General features: G+C 57.3%; 12 protein-coding genes. All 12 read left to right on the top strand.

Annotated elements, in window-relative coordinates; translation table 11 throughout:
* The first annotated feature begins 95 nt into the window (after positions 1–95).
* Complete coding sequence (locus AM218_RS05720; RefSeq protein WP_054412677.1) at positions 96–776, top strand: uracil-DNA glycosylase family protein; 681 nt, start codon at positions 96–98, stop codon at positions 774–776.
* A 161-nt stretch (positions 777–937) separates the two neighbouring features.
* Complete coding sequence (locus tag AM218_RS05715; RefSeq protein ID WP_231717554.1) at positions 938–2,029, top strand: Nif3-like dinuclear metal center hexameric protein; 1,092 nt, start codon at positions 938–940, stop codon at positions 2,027–2,029.
* A 7-nt stretch (positions 2,030–2,036) separates the two neighbouring features.
* Positions 2,037–2,768: a zinc ribbon domain-containing protein gene (locus AM218_RS05710; protein WP_054415331.1), complete on the top strand. Its 732-nt coding sequence runs from the start codon at positions 2,037–2,039 to the stop codon at positions 2,766–2,768.
* 144 nt (positions 2,769–2,912) lie between these two features.
* Positions 2,913–4,403, top strand: a complete 1,491-nt coding sequence (locus AM218_RS05705; RefSeq protein WP_157547535.1) for a tetratricopeptide repeat protein — start codon at positions 2,913–2,915, stop codon at positions 4,401–4,403.
* A gap of 52 nt (positions 4,404–4,455) precedes the next feature.
* Entirely contained in the window at positions 4,456–5,730 is a 1,275-nt protein-coding gene (pabB, locus tag AM218_RS05700) for an aminodeoxychorismate synthase component I (RefSeq protein WP_071843706.1), read from the top strand.
* Between the two features lie 258 nt (positions 5,731–5,988).
* Entirely contained in the window at positions 5,989–7,452 is a 1,464-nt protein-coding gene (gene miaB / locus AM218_RS05695; RefSeq protein ID WP_082318086.1) for a tRNA (N6-isopentenyl adenosine(37)-C2)-methylthiotransferase MiaB, read from the top strand.
* 80 nt (positions 7,453–7,532) lie between these two features.
* Positions 7,533–7,946, top strand: coding sequence for a hypothetical protein (locus AM218_RS16715; RefSeq protein ID WP_157547534.1), 414 nt, complete (start codon positions 7,533–7,535; stop codon positions 7,944–7,946).
* A 50-nt stretch (positions 7,947–7,996) separates the two neighbouring features.
* On the top strand, positions 7,997–9,301 hold the full coding sequence (locus AM218_RS05690; RefSeq protein ID WP_054412670.1) for a sigma-54 interaction domain-containing protein: 1,305 nt from the start codon (positions 7,997–7,999) through the stop codon (positions 9,299–9,301).
* On the top strand, positions 9,282–9,815 hold the full coding sequence (locus AM218_RS05685; RefSeq protein WP_082318085.1) for an LptE family protein: 534 nt from the start codon (positions 9,282–9,284) through the stop codon (positions 9,813–9,815). Before AM218_RS05690 ends, AM218_RS05685 begins: the two co-directional genes overlap by 20 nt.
* 144 nt (positions 9,816–9,959) lie before the next feature.
* Positions 9,960–11,267, top strand: a complete 1,308-nt coding sequence (locus tag AM218_RS05680) for a DUF8458 domain-containing protein (RefSeq protein WP_054412668.1) — start codon at positions 9,960–9,962, stop codon at positions 11,265–11,267.
* Positions 11,268–11,648 carry a preprotein translocase subunit SecG gene (secG, locus tag AM218_RS05675; RefSeq protein ID WP_054412666.1) on the top strand — a complete coding sequence of 127 codons (381 nt, stop codon included), beginning with the start codon at positions 11,268–11,270 and terminating at the stop codon, positions 11,646–11,648.
* A 449-nt stretch (positions 11,649–12,097) separates the two neighbouring features.
* Positions 12,098–13,672, top strand: coding sequence for a glycoside hydrolase family 26 protein (locus AM218_RS05670; protein ID WP_054412663.1), 1,575 nt, complete (start codon positions 12,098–12,100; stop codon positions 13,670–13,672).
* Positions 13,673–13,820 lie beyond the last annotated feature (148 nt).

Genomic DNA, 13,820 nt, shown 5'->3' with positions numbered 1-13,820 from the left:
TGAGTACCTTTCCAGAAGCCTGATTTCCTGGCTTAAACTCCATCTCACCCCTAATTCCTATCCGCTGCCTGGGGTTGGCTTTCTATTTTATGTTGATGACTTCATTTGCCGACCGCCTCCTGCCCTTTCTAACCAATTTTCCGCTGCCGGCCGCGCTGCCTGCTGGGGTTTCGGCGGAAAGCCCTTACCAGCAGCCCGAGGTGCAGCCCTTGCTCACGGCTTTTGCCCGGCAGTACTACGCCAGCCCCGAACCCCGGGTAGCCCTGCTGGGCATTAATCCCGGGCGCTTTGGCAGCGGCCGTACCGGCGTGGCCTTCACCGACCCGGTAGCCCTGGCCGATGACTGCGGCATTACCAATGCGCTGCCCCGGCAGCGGGAGCTTTCCAGCCAGTTTATCTATCAGGTGGTGGCGGCCATGGGTGGGCCCGCCCGTTTTTACCAGGATTTCTACCTCGGCTCCCTTTACCCGCTGGTGCTGCTGCGGGAAGAGCGCAACTATAATTATTATGATGCGCCGGCCCTCACGGCGGCGCTGGCAGACGATATGCGCCTTTCCCTGCAACAGCAGGTGCTGGAGGTGGGCCTGCGCCGCTCGGTGGCCGTGTGCCTGGGGCGCCGCAACGCAAAATACCTGCAGCAGCTTAATCAGGAGCTCACGCTTTTCGACCATATTGAAGTGCTGGACCACCCACGCTACCTCATGCAATACAAACGGCGGGGGCTGCCGCAGCACGTAGCGCGCTACGTAGAAGTACTTAGCGCCCTTATGGAATAGCTGACTCGCAAGCAGAAATCAATCATTTATAGAGTGCCGCAAAGTCGAAATCCAGCCGGGTACTGCAACTTGCGGCGCGCTTCTACTACCTAATCCCACGTCCTATGTATACTCAGCCGGCTCCCAGCCCTGTTTCGGTAAGCACCCGTAAAGCATCAACCGTGGCTGATCTCGCCCGGGTGCTTGAGGCCGCGGCACCCCTTGCCTACCAGGAAACCTACGACAACGCCGGCCTGCAGTGCGGCGACCCCACCATGGAGGTGCGCGGCGTGCTGATAGCGCTGGACTGCACCCCGGCTGTGCTGGAGGAAGCTCTGCAGCGCGGCTGCAACATGGTAGTGGTGCACCATCCCGTGATATTCCGCCCGCTCAAGCGCCTCACCGGGGCCAGTGAAGTAGAGCAAACCCTGATAAAAGCGCTTAAAAACGACATTGCCATTTACGCCGCCCACACCAACCTGGACAATGTGCAGCAGGGCGTAAACCGCAAGCTGGCCGAAAAGCTGGGCCTGCAAAACGTGCGCATCCTCGACCCTAAATCCGGCACGCTGGCCAAGCTCATCACCTATACCCCACCCCCGCACACCCAGGCCGTGCTGCAGGCGCTGTACCAGGCCGGCGCGGGCCGCGTAGGCAACTACCAGGACTGCAGCTTCCGGATAGAAGGCACCGGCACCTTCACGCCCGGCGCGGGCACTAACCCGTTCATCGGGCAGCCGGGCGAGCCCCAAACCGTGTATGAGCAGCGCATAGAGGTGCTAATGCCGCTCTATCTGCAGAATAGCGTGCTGCGAGCCTTGCGCCAGGCCCACCCCTACGAGGAAGTGGCCTACGAGGTGGTGAAGCTGGAAAACACCCACCAGGAAGTGGGCTCCGGCATGGTAGGCGAGCTACCCCAACCGCTGGACCCGGCCGCCTTCCGCCAACTTCTGCGCGAGGAGCTGGGCATACCCGTAGTGAAGCACACGGAGTTTACCCGGCCCATCCAGAAAGTAGCGCTGTGCGGCGGGGCCGGCAGTTTTCTCATTGGTAAAGCCCGTAGCACCGGGGCCGATGCCTACGTGACCGGCGACCTGAAATACCACGAATATTTTGAAGCCGAAGGCAGGCTGATGCTCTGCGACGTAGGCCATTTTGAGAGCGAACAATTTACCGGGGAGGTTTTCCGGGATTTGCTTACCGCCAACTTTGGAAGTACTTTTGCGCTCTTCATTGCCGAGACCCTCACCAACCCTGTCCGTTATGATTTCTAACCCCTCTGTGGAAACCACTGTTGCCAGCAAGCTGGAAGCCCTTCTGAACCTGCAGCAGCTTGACTCGCAGCTTGACGAAATCCGGCGTGTACGCGGCGATTTGCCGGAAGAGGTACGTGACCTGGAGGACGAAATTGCGGGTTACGAAGTGCGCGTAAGCAAGTTCGACGAAGAAATTGCCAGCCTCAACGAGCAAATCAAGCAGCGTAAGCAAAACGCCAAGGATGCCGACGGCCTCATCAAGAAGTATGAGGACCAGCAGCAGAACGTGCGTAACAACCGGGAGTACGAGGCTATTGCCAAGGAAATTGAGTTGCAGAAGCTGGAAATCCAGATTTCTGAAAAGAAGATCAAAGAAGCCCAGTACCAGATTGAGTTGAAGAACAACGAAATCAGCGGTACCAAGCAGCGCCTGGAAGAGCGGAAGAAAGACCTCGACAACAAAAAGTCGGAGCTGGAAACCATCGTAGGAGAGAGCGAAACCGATGAGAAGAAAATCATGACCGAGCGCGAGAAGGCTGTGAAGCCTATCGAGGACCGGCTGTTGATGGCTTACACCCGAATCCGCGGCAACGTACGCAACGGCCTGGCCGTGGTAACGGTGAAGCGTGACGCCTGCGGCGGCTGCTTTAACACAGTGCCCCCCCAGCGCCAGGCCGATATCATCGCCCACAAGAAAATCATCGTGTGCGAGCACTGCGGCCGCGTACTGGCCGACGTGGAAGTGAAAAACGTGTAATTGATACCCAACCGGTAATCAGTACTACAGAAAAAGGAACGGTGTTGTGCCGTTCCTTTTTTGTTGCTATTCAGTGCCCTCGTGTCTTATCCGCCGTCAGCAGCCCGTTCCGTTTCATCCTGCCTAAGCCTGATTTCGGGCTTGGTGCTTGGGTTGCTATGCCTGCTGCTGGCCACAACGGCCCTGGCCCGGCAGGAGCTGCCGGAGGCAGTACGCCCCCCTTCCTATAACTGGCCCCTCACGCCCACGGCCCGGCAGGCTTACACCGAGCTCCTGAAGCTGCGCATTTCCACTGCCCGCGCCCGCCTTCAGCCCGAGCTGCTCCGCGCGCCCGTCAGTGCCGGCACCCTGCTGGTAGCCGATGGCATTGATTTGACGGAGTTGATGATTTCGCAGGATGCCCGGCTGTATGAAGGCGTAATTCAGAAGCAGGACAAGCGGCTGGCCTTGCTGGCTAAATCTCAAGAGCGTTCCGCCTTGCGGGCGTATACCCTGGCTGAAATCCGGTTGCATCAGGCAGCGGCGCAGGTAGCTTTTCAGCACGAAATTCAGGGTGCCTGGAGTCTGCGGCAGGCGTATCTGCAAATGCAGGACGCGGTGCGGCAGTATCCTAACTTTCTGCCGGCCCGCAAAACGCTGGGCATGCTGCAGTTCTTTATCGGCTCCCTGCCGGAGGGCTACCGCTGGTTTTTGAAGCTGCTGGGCTTGCCGGGCAGCGTAGAGGCCGGGCTCCAAAACCTGCGCACGGCCGCCCGGCAGCCCCACGAGTTTCAGCCCGAAACCCGCATTATCCTGGCTTTGGTGGAGGAAACCTACTTCAAGAAAAGCGAGGAGGCCGTTCAGCTGGCCACCAGTTTAGCGGCTCAGCAACCCGACAATCTGCTGTTCAGCTACCTGCTCATCAGCCTGCATAAAAAACAGCACCAGACTGACCAGGCCCTGGCTGCCTTCCGCACCCGCCCCACCGGCCCGGCTTACCTGGCCGTGCCCTACCTGCACCACATGGCCGCCGACCTGCTCCTGTACCAGGGCATTTACGCGGCCTCCGAGCGGGAGAATCTGCAGTTCCTGCGCGAAAACCGGGGCCAGCACTACCGCAAGGACGCTGCCTTTAAGCTGTACCTGGCCGCCTGGCTCTCGAATGATGCCCCCGCAGCTAGGCAGTATTACGGGCAGATTAATGATGGCGGGCGCACCGTGGTGGAAGAAGACAGCTACGCCCAGCGGGTGGTAGAGGATAAGCTCCCGCTGAACCACATCCTTACCCGCGCCCGCCTGCAGATTGACGGCGGCTACTACCGCGAGGCCCTGCGCACGCTGGCCACCTTCCACGGCACCCGCACCACCCAGTTGCGCGACCAGCTGGAAGCTCCCTACCGGGCGGCCCGCGCCTGGCATGGTCTGGGGCAGCTGGACTCGGCCCGCCTGCTCTATGCTCGGACCATTGCGCTGGCCGGCCCCGCGCCGTATTATTTTGCCCCGCAATCGGCCTTGCAGCTCGGCTACCTATATCTGGCCGAAGGGCAGAAAAATACGGCCCGCACCTATTTTCAGAAAGCCCTGAGCTACCCCCGGCACGAGTACAAGAACAGCACCGATGCCAAAGCTAAAGTGGCGCTGGCGGGTTTGAAGTAAACCACGCCGGGGCCGGCACTACTGGTCGGCGGCTCTGCGCTACCTTTGCTCCGTGCTTTTCGTTTCTTACGTTGATCTTCCTGTTTCTGCGGCCCGTTTCCGGGAGCTGGCACTTGGCTGGGCCGCCGGGTTTCGGTGTTGTGCTTATTACAGCTCTAATGGGCTGAGTTACCCTTTTGGGGGTTTCCGGGACTTGCTGGCTGTGCGGCATACGCCGTCAGATGCGCCATCTTCCCTGGCTGAGCTGCGCGGCTGGCTCCGGCAGCCCACCCCGGCTCCGCGCTGCGGCATGCTTTCCTATGAGCTAAAGAACGAAATAGAGCCGCTCCTGCACAGCGGCCACCCGGATGGGTTAGAATGGCCGGCGCTGCACTTTTTTGAGGCCGAAATCTGGCTGCGCTTTCTGCCTGAAAGCGTGGAAATACATGGCCCGGCAACCGTATTGGCGGAAATTCTGAGCACGGAGCTTTCTGATTCAGCACCCCATATTCCCGCTGTGCGCCCCCGCATGCCTAAGGCAGATTATTTAGCGGCCGTGCAGAACATTCAGGAAGATATTTTGAATGGAGAAGTATACGAGCTGAATCTGTGTCAGGAGTTTTATGCCGAACAGGTATTATTGGAGCCGGTAGCCATGTTCCATCGGCTGAATGCGGCTTCTCCCACCCCTTTTGCCGGGTTTTACAAATGGGAAGACCGCTACCTATTGTGCGCCTCGCCCGAGCGGTTTCTGCGCCGCGAAGGCGCTACGCTACTTTCCCAGCCGATAAAAGGCACTATCCGCCGCGGCAATACTCCGGAAACCGATGCGCAGCAGCGCCACACCCTGCTACACGACGAGAAGGAGCGCGCTGAGAATCTGATGATTGTGGATTTGGTGCGCAACGACCTGGCCCGGGTGGCTGAAACCGGTTCGGTGCAGGTGCCGGAACTCTTCGGCCTGTATCCCTTCCGCCACGTCTGGCAGATGATATCCACTGTGCAGGCCCAGGCCCGCCCCGGCACTGACGTGGTTGATATCTTGCTGGCCGCATTCCCTATGGGCTCGATGACCGGCGCCCCCAAAATAAGGGCTATGCAGCTGATTGAGCAGTATGAGCGCACCCGGCGCGGCCTCTACAGCGGCAGCATCGGCTACGTGCTGCCCAACGGCGACTTCGATTTCAACGTCGTTATCCGCTCCCTGCAATACCGCCAGAACACCGGCTACCTCAGCTTCCAAGTCGGCTCAGCCATTACGTACGATTCTGTGCCCGAGCGCGAATACGAGGAATGCCTGCTGAAAGCTCAGGCTATGCTGGAAGTACTGGGAGCCGCAATTGACTGATTTTTTCCATTACCCACCAGCCTTTAAGCGTCTGGCCCGGTACCTGGGAAGTGCATCCTTTCCTCAACCTAAGGAGCAGATTCTATTAGCCTTATAGCTCAGGCCGGCCCTATCCTTCGGGCCTCCGCAAAGCAGAAAAAGCAACTAAACAGCGGCCTTTTACCAGCTCAGCCGCTCTGCCATTCTGTCATTTTTGTCCTAAAACCGCTACCTTTGCCGTGCTCACGAGCTGTGAAGCTGACCCTGCGACGAACACCCATGTCCCAACCGCTGATTACCCTCGACTTCCTCGATACGCCTACGCTGCCCACCCCGAGCACCGACGCTACCACGCATGCCGAAACCCCGTCTGGGGAGGTGCGCGTGAGTGCCGCCACCAGCACGGGCCGTAAGCGCAAGCTATATATTGAAAGCTACGGCTGCCAGATGAACTTCTCGGACTCGGAAATCGTGTCCAGCATTCTGTTTAATGAAGGTTTTGACACCACCGAGCAGTTGGAAGGCGCGGATCTGGTGCTGCTGAATACCTGCTCCATCCGAGAGAAGGCCGAGCAAACGGTGCGGATGCGCCTGTCGCAGATCAACGGGCACAAAAAGCGCAACCCCGGGCTGCTGGTGGGCGTGCTGGGCTGCATGGCCGAACGCCTGAAAAGCAAATTTCTGGAGGAAGAAAAGCTGGTAGACCTGGTAGTGGGCCCCGATGCCTACCGCGACCTGCCCCAGCTGATTCAGCAGGTAGACGGCGGCCAGAAAGCCGTGAACGTGCTGCTGAGCCGGGAAGAAACCTACGCCGACATCACGCCGGTACGCCTGAATTCCAACGGCATTACGGCCTTCATCAGCATCATGCGGGGCTGCGACAATATGTGCTCCTTCTGTGTGGTGCCCTTCACCCGCGGCCGCGAGCGGAGCCGCGACGCGCACAGCATCATCCAGGAAGCCCGCGACCTGGTGGCCGCCGGCTACAAGGAAGTAACCCTGCTGGGCCAGAACGTGGACTCCTACAAATGGGCTTCGGAAGATGGCACTGAGCAGGTAAACTTTGCCCAGCTGCTGGAAAGCGTGGCCCTGATCAGCCCCGAGCTGCGCGTGCGCTTCTCCACCTCCCACCCCAAGGACATTACCGATGAGGTGCTGCACACCATGGCGCGGCACGAGAATATCTGCAAGTACATTCACCTGCCCGCCCAAAGCGGTAACTCGCGCATCCTCAAGCTCATGAACCGCACCTACGACCGTGCGTGGTACGAGGACCGTGTGCAGGCCATCCGCCGCATTCTGGGGGACGAATGCGCCATCAGCTCTGATATGATTTCGGGCTTCTGCTCTGAAACCGAGGAAGAGCACCAGGACACGCTCAGCCTGATGGAGTACGTGAAGTACGACATGGCCTATATGTTCTTCTACTCGGAACGCCCCGGCACGCTGGCTGCCCGCAAGCTGGAAGACGATATTCCGCTGGAGGTGAAAAAGCGCCGCCTGGCTGAGGTTATTGCCCTCCAGCAGCAGCACAGCCGCGAGCGGAACCTGCTGGGCGTAGGCAAAGTGCATAAAGTACTGGCCGAGAACTTCTCCAAGCGATCTGATGAACACCTGAGCGGCCGCAACAGCCAGAACCAGGTGGTCATCTTCCCAAAAAAGCACTACAAGAAAGGCGACTACGTGAACGTGCTGGTGCATAGTGGCTCCGCCAGCACACTGCTGGGCGAGGCAGTGGAGTAATTGTCATTGGATAGGGTGAGACTAAAATTATCCTTATTCAGGAACCCTGAATCTTTACGCTCTTCCCACTACAGTTCCACATGGGTTTGCCTCTTAAGCCATCAACGCAAAAATGGGCAACACCCTGCACCGGTGTAGAAGAATTATACTTCCATGGGCTCGTTGATGATGGAAACAAACTCTGTTTTTCTGTAAAGGATAATAAGGATGTTTTTGAATTCTGTTTTAAGCAGTTTGGGCCATATCAAGTAGCTGATGAGGCACATTTAACTTTATATCAGACGGCTGATTATGGTTCAGCAAATCGATATGCTCAAGAGAATTCCTGGACATTGATAGTAACTAACTCCCCTTGGGCCAGTTTATTTAACCAGGGGACGCTAGAAGTTTTTCTGGGAAACTATATCCATTATGTGATTCTAACGATTGATGGTTGCTTGGATATTTTAGCGGCCCAACCTCCAACTATATCAGTGATTCAATTAAAGTCATAAAATAAACCGCTTCACTTTTCGTCTTCAACACGAAACTCCCCTTCCCGACCTTGACACCTTCCGAAATACAAAGTATCAAACAACGCTTCGGCATCATCGGCAATGCGCCGGCACTGAACTACGCCATTCAGGTGGCGGCTCAGGTGGCGCCGACGGATATGACGGTGATGATTTCCGGTGAGAGCGGCTCGGGCAAGGAGTCGTTTTCGAAGATTATCCATGCCCTGTCGCCGCGCAAGCACGGGCAGTTTATTGCCATTAACTGCGGCGCTATTCCGGAAGGCACCATCGACTCGGAGCTGTTTGGCCACGAAAAAGGCTCCTTTACGGGGGCGCAGGAAGCCCGCAAAGGCTATTTTGAGGTAACCAATGGCGGCACCATTTTCCTGGATGAGATTGGCGAAATGCCGCTGGGCACCCAGGCTCGCCTGCTGCGCGTGCTGGAAAACGGTGAGTTTATCCGGGTAGGCTCCAGCAAAGTACAGAAGACCGATGTGCGCGTGGTAGCCGCTTCCAACGTGAATCTGCTGGATGCCGTGCGCGAAGGCAAGTTCCGGGAAGACCTCTATTACCGCCTCAACACCGTCCCCATTACAGTTCCACCATTACGTGAACGGGGCGATGATATCTATCTATTATTCCGCAAGTTCGCTACGGATTTCGCCGAGCGCTACCGCGTAAAGCCGGTGTCGTTGACGCCCGATGCGGTGGTGGAATTACAGCGTTTTCAGTTCCCTGGCAACATCCGGCAGCTGAAGAATGTGGCCGAGCAGATGTCGGTGCTGGAGACGGAACGGGAGATTGATCTGCGCCGTTTGCGCCAGTATCTGCCCGCCGAGCAAACCAGCCGCCTGCCCATGCTGGTGCACGCTGCCGGCACCGCCACCGATGGGGCCGGCAATGCCTACTCCGAGCGCGACCTGCTTTATAAGGTGCTGTTTGATATGCGCCGGGACGTGACGGATTTGAAGAAGCTGGTGCTGGAGCTGGCCGCCGGGCAGCGCCCGCACGAAGCGCAGGAGTTGGTGCGCCAGAACAGCCACCTTTTCAGCAACCTGAATGTAGCCCCCTATGAAGGCGGCCGCCCCCTGCGTCAGCCGGCCGACTCCGGCTCGGAGTACTTTATTCCTTCCGTGGATGATGCCACTGATTATGACGATGAAAGCCAGCCGGTAGAAGACATTTCGCACGAGACGGAGGAGGAAACCCTTTCCCTCGACGCGAAGGAAAAGGAGATGATTATCAAGGCGTTGAAGAAACACAACCACAAGCGCAAATACGCCGCCCACGACTTGGGTATTTCAGAACGCACCCTCTACCGTAAACTCAAACAATATGACCTGGAACAGCTATAAGTGGTTGATTAGCTGCTGGATCGTATTGATGGGCTTTTGCGTGGCGGGTTGCCGCGTGTACTCCTTCACCGGCACCAACATCGACCCCGCGGTCAAGACCATTTCCATTTCTACCTTCCCCAATAGCGCCCCCAACGGCCCTTCGTCGCTTTCCCAGCGTTTTACGGAAGATTTCAAGGACTACTTTCAGCGCAACACCACGCTAAAGCTGATAGCGCGCGATGGTGACCTGCAGTTTGAAGGCGCCATTATTGGCTACGATATTGCCCCGGCCGCCATCGAGAAAACCGAAGGCCGCGACCAGGCCGGCCTGAACCGCCTGACCATTCAGGTGCGGGTGAAATTCACCAACACCAAAGACCCCAAGCAGGACTTCGAGCAGACTTTCCAGAGCTACGGCGACTTCCCGGGCTCGCAGGATGCCACGCAAATCAACAATAACCAGACGGAGGTGCGCCGCATTACGGAGCGCATTATTACGGATGCCTTTAATAAATCCGTAGCCAACTGGTAGCCGCTGCGCGTGCTTTACTGGCTAAATTGCTGTATTGTTGTTATTCGGTAGTGCCCGCTGTGCGTGCATAGTGCCGTATCGCCCTTTTTTGCACCGAAAAGCTTCCGCTTTTCGCTCTATCACCCGCCGCAACCCTAGTTTTCCATGACCCGTGCGTCCCTGTTGCAGATTCTGGACCATGTAACCTCCATTTCAGAAGCTGAAACCCGGGAACTGGAGCAGCTGGCGGCCACTTTTCCGTACTGCCAGACGGCGCACCTGCTGCTGGCCAAAGCCGCCCACGACCACGGCAGCATGCTGGCCAGTCAGCGCCTGCGCCACGCCGCCACCTACGCCGCCGACCGCCAGCTGCTTCGTGAACTGATTGAGCAGCAGCCTCAGCCTACTACGCCATTCACGGCGGCTCCGGCTCCCATAACAGAGCCAGAGCCTACGGTAGCAGCAGAAGCGCCCAATGCCCCCGTTGAAGAAGACCCTAGTCTGCAACCGACAGAGGAGTCAGCACCACTCGAGCTAGCATCCCCGCTGGTTTCTGAAATAGAGGCATCTCCGGACAGCCCGGCTGCTGAAAGTGAGGTTGAAACGGCCGCCGAAACAGCAATAATGCCAGCAGCTTCGGTAGAGGCAGTTGCAGAGGAAGTTCCGGTTGTCTCTGAGGCAGCTATAGATGAAGTGGTGGAAGATGAGGATACGACTGTGGAAGCGCTGGCTGAAGCACCAGAAAACTCGTCTGTACCTGATGTAGAAGAAAAGTCCGCTACGGCGGATCTCATTAGTTCCGAAGCCGAAAGTAGCCCTGAAGTAGCAGAAGCTTCTGCTGAAACAGACCCCATTGCCGGGGCACTTCTGGACGAGCTGCCACCGGTAGCGCCTCCTATCCGGCCGCCGGCCGATGCCGGCTCTTCCCGTTTTGAATATGGATTTGAAGAGCCCGCTCCGGTAGCCCCGCCTGTACTATATCAGTTGCCGGAGGTGGAAGACGTGGCCATTAAAGCAGCCATACCTGCCTTTTTCGCTGATAGCGAGCTGGGCTATGACCTGCCCTATGGCAGCCGGCTGGGGTATGCCCTCCTGCCGCGCAGCGAAGAAACGGTGGACCTGCCGTTAACGGCCTTCTTCGAACCCGATGCCCTACTATTGGCACATGCCCAGGCAAATCGTCCGGCGCCGCCACCGGCTCCTTCTTCGTTTGAGTTGATCAACCGTTTTCTGAAGGTTCAGCCCCGCTTGAAGGCTCCTGCTACCCTCCCGCCCGTGGATGAGCAGCAGGATTTATCGGTGCGCAGTACCAGCATTGTGCCGCAGCTGGCATCGGAAAGTCTGGCCAAAATATTGGTCCGGCAGGGCAAGGTGGCCAAAGCCATTGAAATATATGAGCAGCTGATGGTGCGCCAGCCCGAAAAAAAGACGTACTTTGCCGACCAAATTAATCAACTGAAACTTTCGGAGTAGATGTATATTGCCCTGATCAGCCTAATCATTTTTGTGTGCTTCTTGCTGGCCCTGGTGGTGCTGGCCCAGAATCCTAAAGGAGGCGGACTTTCCAGCCAGTTTGGTGCCGGCGGCACTGCCCAGCTTATGGGTGTAAAACGCACCGGCGACCTATTGGAGCGCCTGACCTGGGGCTTTGCTATTGCCCTCATGGTTTTGTCCTTGGGTACCCAAATGGTAAGCAGCACCTCCGGTGATACTGCTCCGGTACGCAGCGTAAACCAGCAGCGTGCCATGGAAACCCAGGTTCCAGTTACTGCACCAGCCCCGGCTCCTACCACTCCCGCGCCTTCAGCACCCGCTCCGGCTCCGGCTACTACTCCTACCACGCCGGCTCCTTAAACACTACGCTTCCTGGAATTTGTAACGGGTGGCTTTCCTCAAGGGAAGCCACCCGTTTTTTGTACCCAGACTAAATAATATTTTTATTTTAATATTAAATTATACATTTAGTAGTTAATATCAGAAAGTAAGGGAGCCTTGCCCATAGTATAGCACTACTACCAATTGCTTGCAGGCTTCTGCCGCGGGTACCACCTGAGTAGTCTGTTACCATATGCTTTGACGATTGTCATGCCTCATTATTATTCTATCCTACGATGAAAAAGTCTGGGGTTTCTACTTCGATAGCCGTTCTGCTACTCTGCCTGGCGGCTTTTACGTGGCTGCAAAAAAGATACACCACTACTACTAGCCTCCCTTTGCAGGAGCAGTCTTCCCAGCCCGTATTAGCAGTAGTAGCGGCAGGCACTTTTACTCCTGTCCATCCGCAGGGTTCAGCCGGGAGTAACATGCATCATTATGCCGTGCGCTGGCACCCCACTACCGCCTACTCAATTCCCATTAAAACCGAGCTGCCGGCACTCCCACCCAAGCACTCCGTACTACTTACCATAGAGCTATGGCCCGAAAAAGACCTGCTTACGGCACCCAACGATGTAATGCAGGAGCTCACGCAAGGAGCCTTCGACCAGCATATAGAACAGCTCTGTGCCCGTATTGCGGCCCAGCAGAACACCTACTATTTGCGGCTGAACCCGGAAATGGAGGTACCAGCTAAAGTTTACCCCTGGCAAAATCAGGCTCCCAAATCATTCAGCAACGCTTACCGGTATTTTGCGCAACGCTGCCGGAAGCTGGCCCCGCAGGCCAAGCTGGTCTGGGGCCCGGCCGGCTACCCCGGCGACCTGGAGTTCTGGCCCGGCTCCGATGTGGTAGATATGGTCAGCATTACGTTGGGCAGTGCCTCGGAAGCGCAGGCGCAGGCCTACCCTGGCGGCAGTACAGGGCCGGCTGCTTTGCTGCGCAAGCTTCACCGCGTGGCTATAGTGGAGAAACCAGTGCTTATCCTGGGCTCCCCGGCAGTACCGCAGCAAAGCTTCCGCCAAGAATGGGGGTTAGCCGCGGCCAAAGAAATTCGTGCCCATCAGCAGTGGATGGCACAAAGCCTCCGGACAATACGGAAAACGTTACCTGCCCTTTCTACCAGCCAAGGCTGGACCCCACCCGTGCTGGGCGTTTTCGATCCTAACCGGCGGCTGGTGGACCAACCGGCTGTGCAGGTAGAGCACTTGTTCGCGAAGTGGCATACGCTCCGGAATGGGGAGTTCAAACGGGAATTTCAGGCAGTAATATCCCGGCACCATGATGTCATCGTAACGATGGAGCCCTGGGATGGGCCCGATCAGCCAATGGATAAGGATGTCCTGGCCAACACCCTCCGCGGCCGCTACGACACGCAGCTGAAAGCCATGTATGCTCTCATTTCCAACGTGGGGCAAACGGTATATCTGCGGTGGGCGCATGAAATGGAAATTCCCATTACCCGCTACCCATGGCAAAGCCAGAATCCGCTGACCTATATTAAAGCCTACCGCTACGTTGCGCAGTTCAACCAGGAGCGGGCACCCAACATTAGGATGGTATGGGGCCCGGCCGGCGACCGGGGCTCCTTGGATTTCTGGCCTGGTGATGATGTGGTAGACTACATCAGTATTGCCATTTATGGCCTCCCGGACAAGAATATCACCGACCACAAGCAGCAGGAAACCTTCCGCGACATATTTCTGCGCAAAACCCGCCGGATGGCTTTCGTGCACAAGCCCATTTTCATTACCGAATTTGGCGTAAAGGGGCCCGATGACTTTCAGCAGCAATGGCTAAAGGATGCGGCCCAGACGCTCCGGGAGCACCCGGAAGTGGCCGGCGCCAACTACTTCAACCTCCAGGACTCCCCCAAGGCCTGGGGCGAGATTGAGGCCCCCGACTGGAGCATCACCCCGGCAGCCTTCAGTCAGTTTGCGGCACTTCTGCACGGTTCTGCTCCGCCGCCAGCGGCCGGGAGCAATCTGGCGAAAGCCAACTGAGTTGGCGGGGCCCGCTGGCATAACCTGACACGGGTGGCAGATTTCAAGGAAAAAACTGGCCGAAAATCCGGGTCCGGCATTCATTCTGTCAGGTTTAATAGGGCTGGCACAAGAAGTGCGGACTGCGGCCACACGCAACCTTTGTGTA

Origin of the sequence: Hymenobacter sp. DG25A, assembly GCF_001280305.1 — a bacterium.
Taxonomy (GTDB): domain Bacteria; phylum Bacteroidota; class Bacteroidia; order Cytophagales; family Hymenobacteraceae; genus Hymenobacter.
This window is presented reverse-complemented; position numbering and strand designations above follow the sequence as displayed.

Coding starts and splice junctions, on each gene's coding strand:
- AM218_RS05720 (WP_054412677.1), top strand. CDS start 96: ATGACTTCATTTGCCGACCGCCTCCTGCCCTTTCTAACCAATTTTCCG.
- miaB (WP_082318086.1), top strand. CDS start 5,989: ATGTCCCAACCGCTGATTACCCTCGACTTCCTCGATACGCCTACGCTG.
- AM218_RS16715 (WP_157547534.1), top strand. CDS start 7,533: ATGGGTTTGCCTCTTAAGCCATCAACGCAAAAATGGGCAACACCCTGC.
- AM218_RS05685 (WP_082318085.1), top strand. CDS start 9,282: ATGACCTGGAACAGCTATAAGTGGTTGATTAGCTGCTGGATCGTATTG.
- AM218_RS05680 (WP_054412668.1), top strand. CDS start 9,960: ATGACCCGTGCGTCCCTGTTGCAGATTCTGGACCATGTAACCTCCATT.
- secG (WP_054412666.1), top strand. CDS start 11,268: ATGTATATTGCCCTGATCAGCCTAATCATTTTTGTGTGCTTCTTGCTG.
- AM218_RS05670 (WP_054412663.1), top strand. CDS start 12,098: ATGCATCATTATGCCGTGCGCTGGCACCCCACTACCGCCTACTCAATT.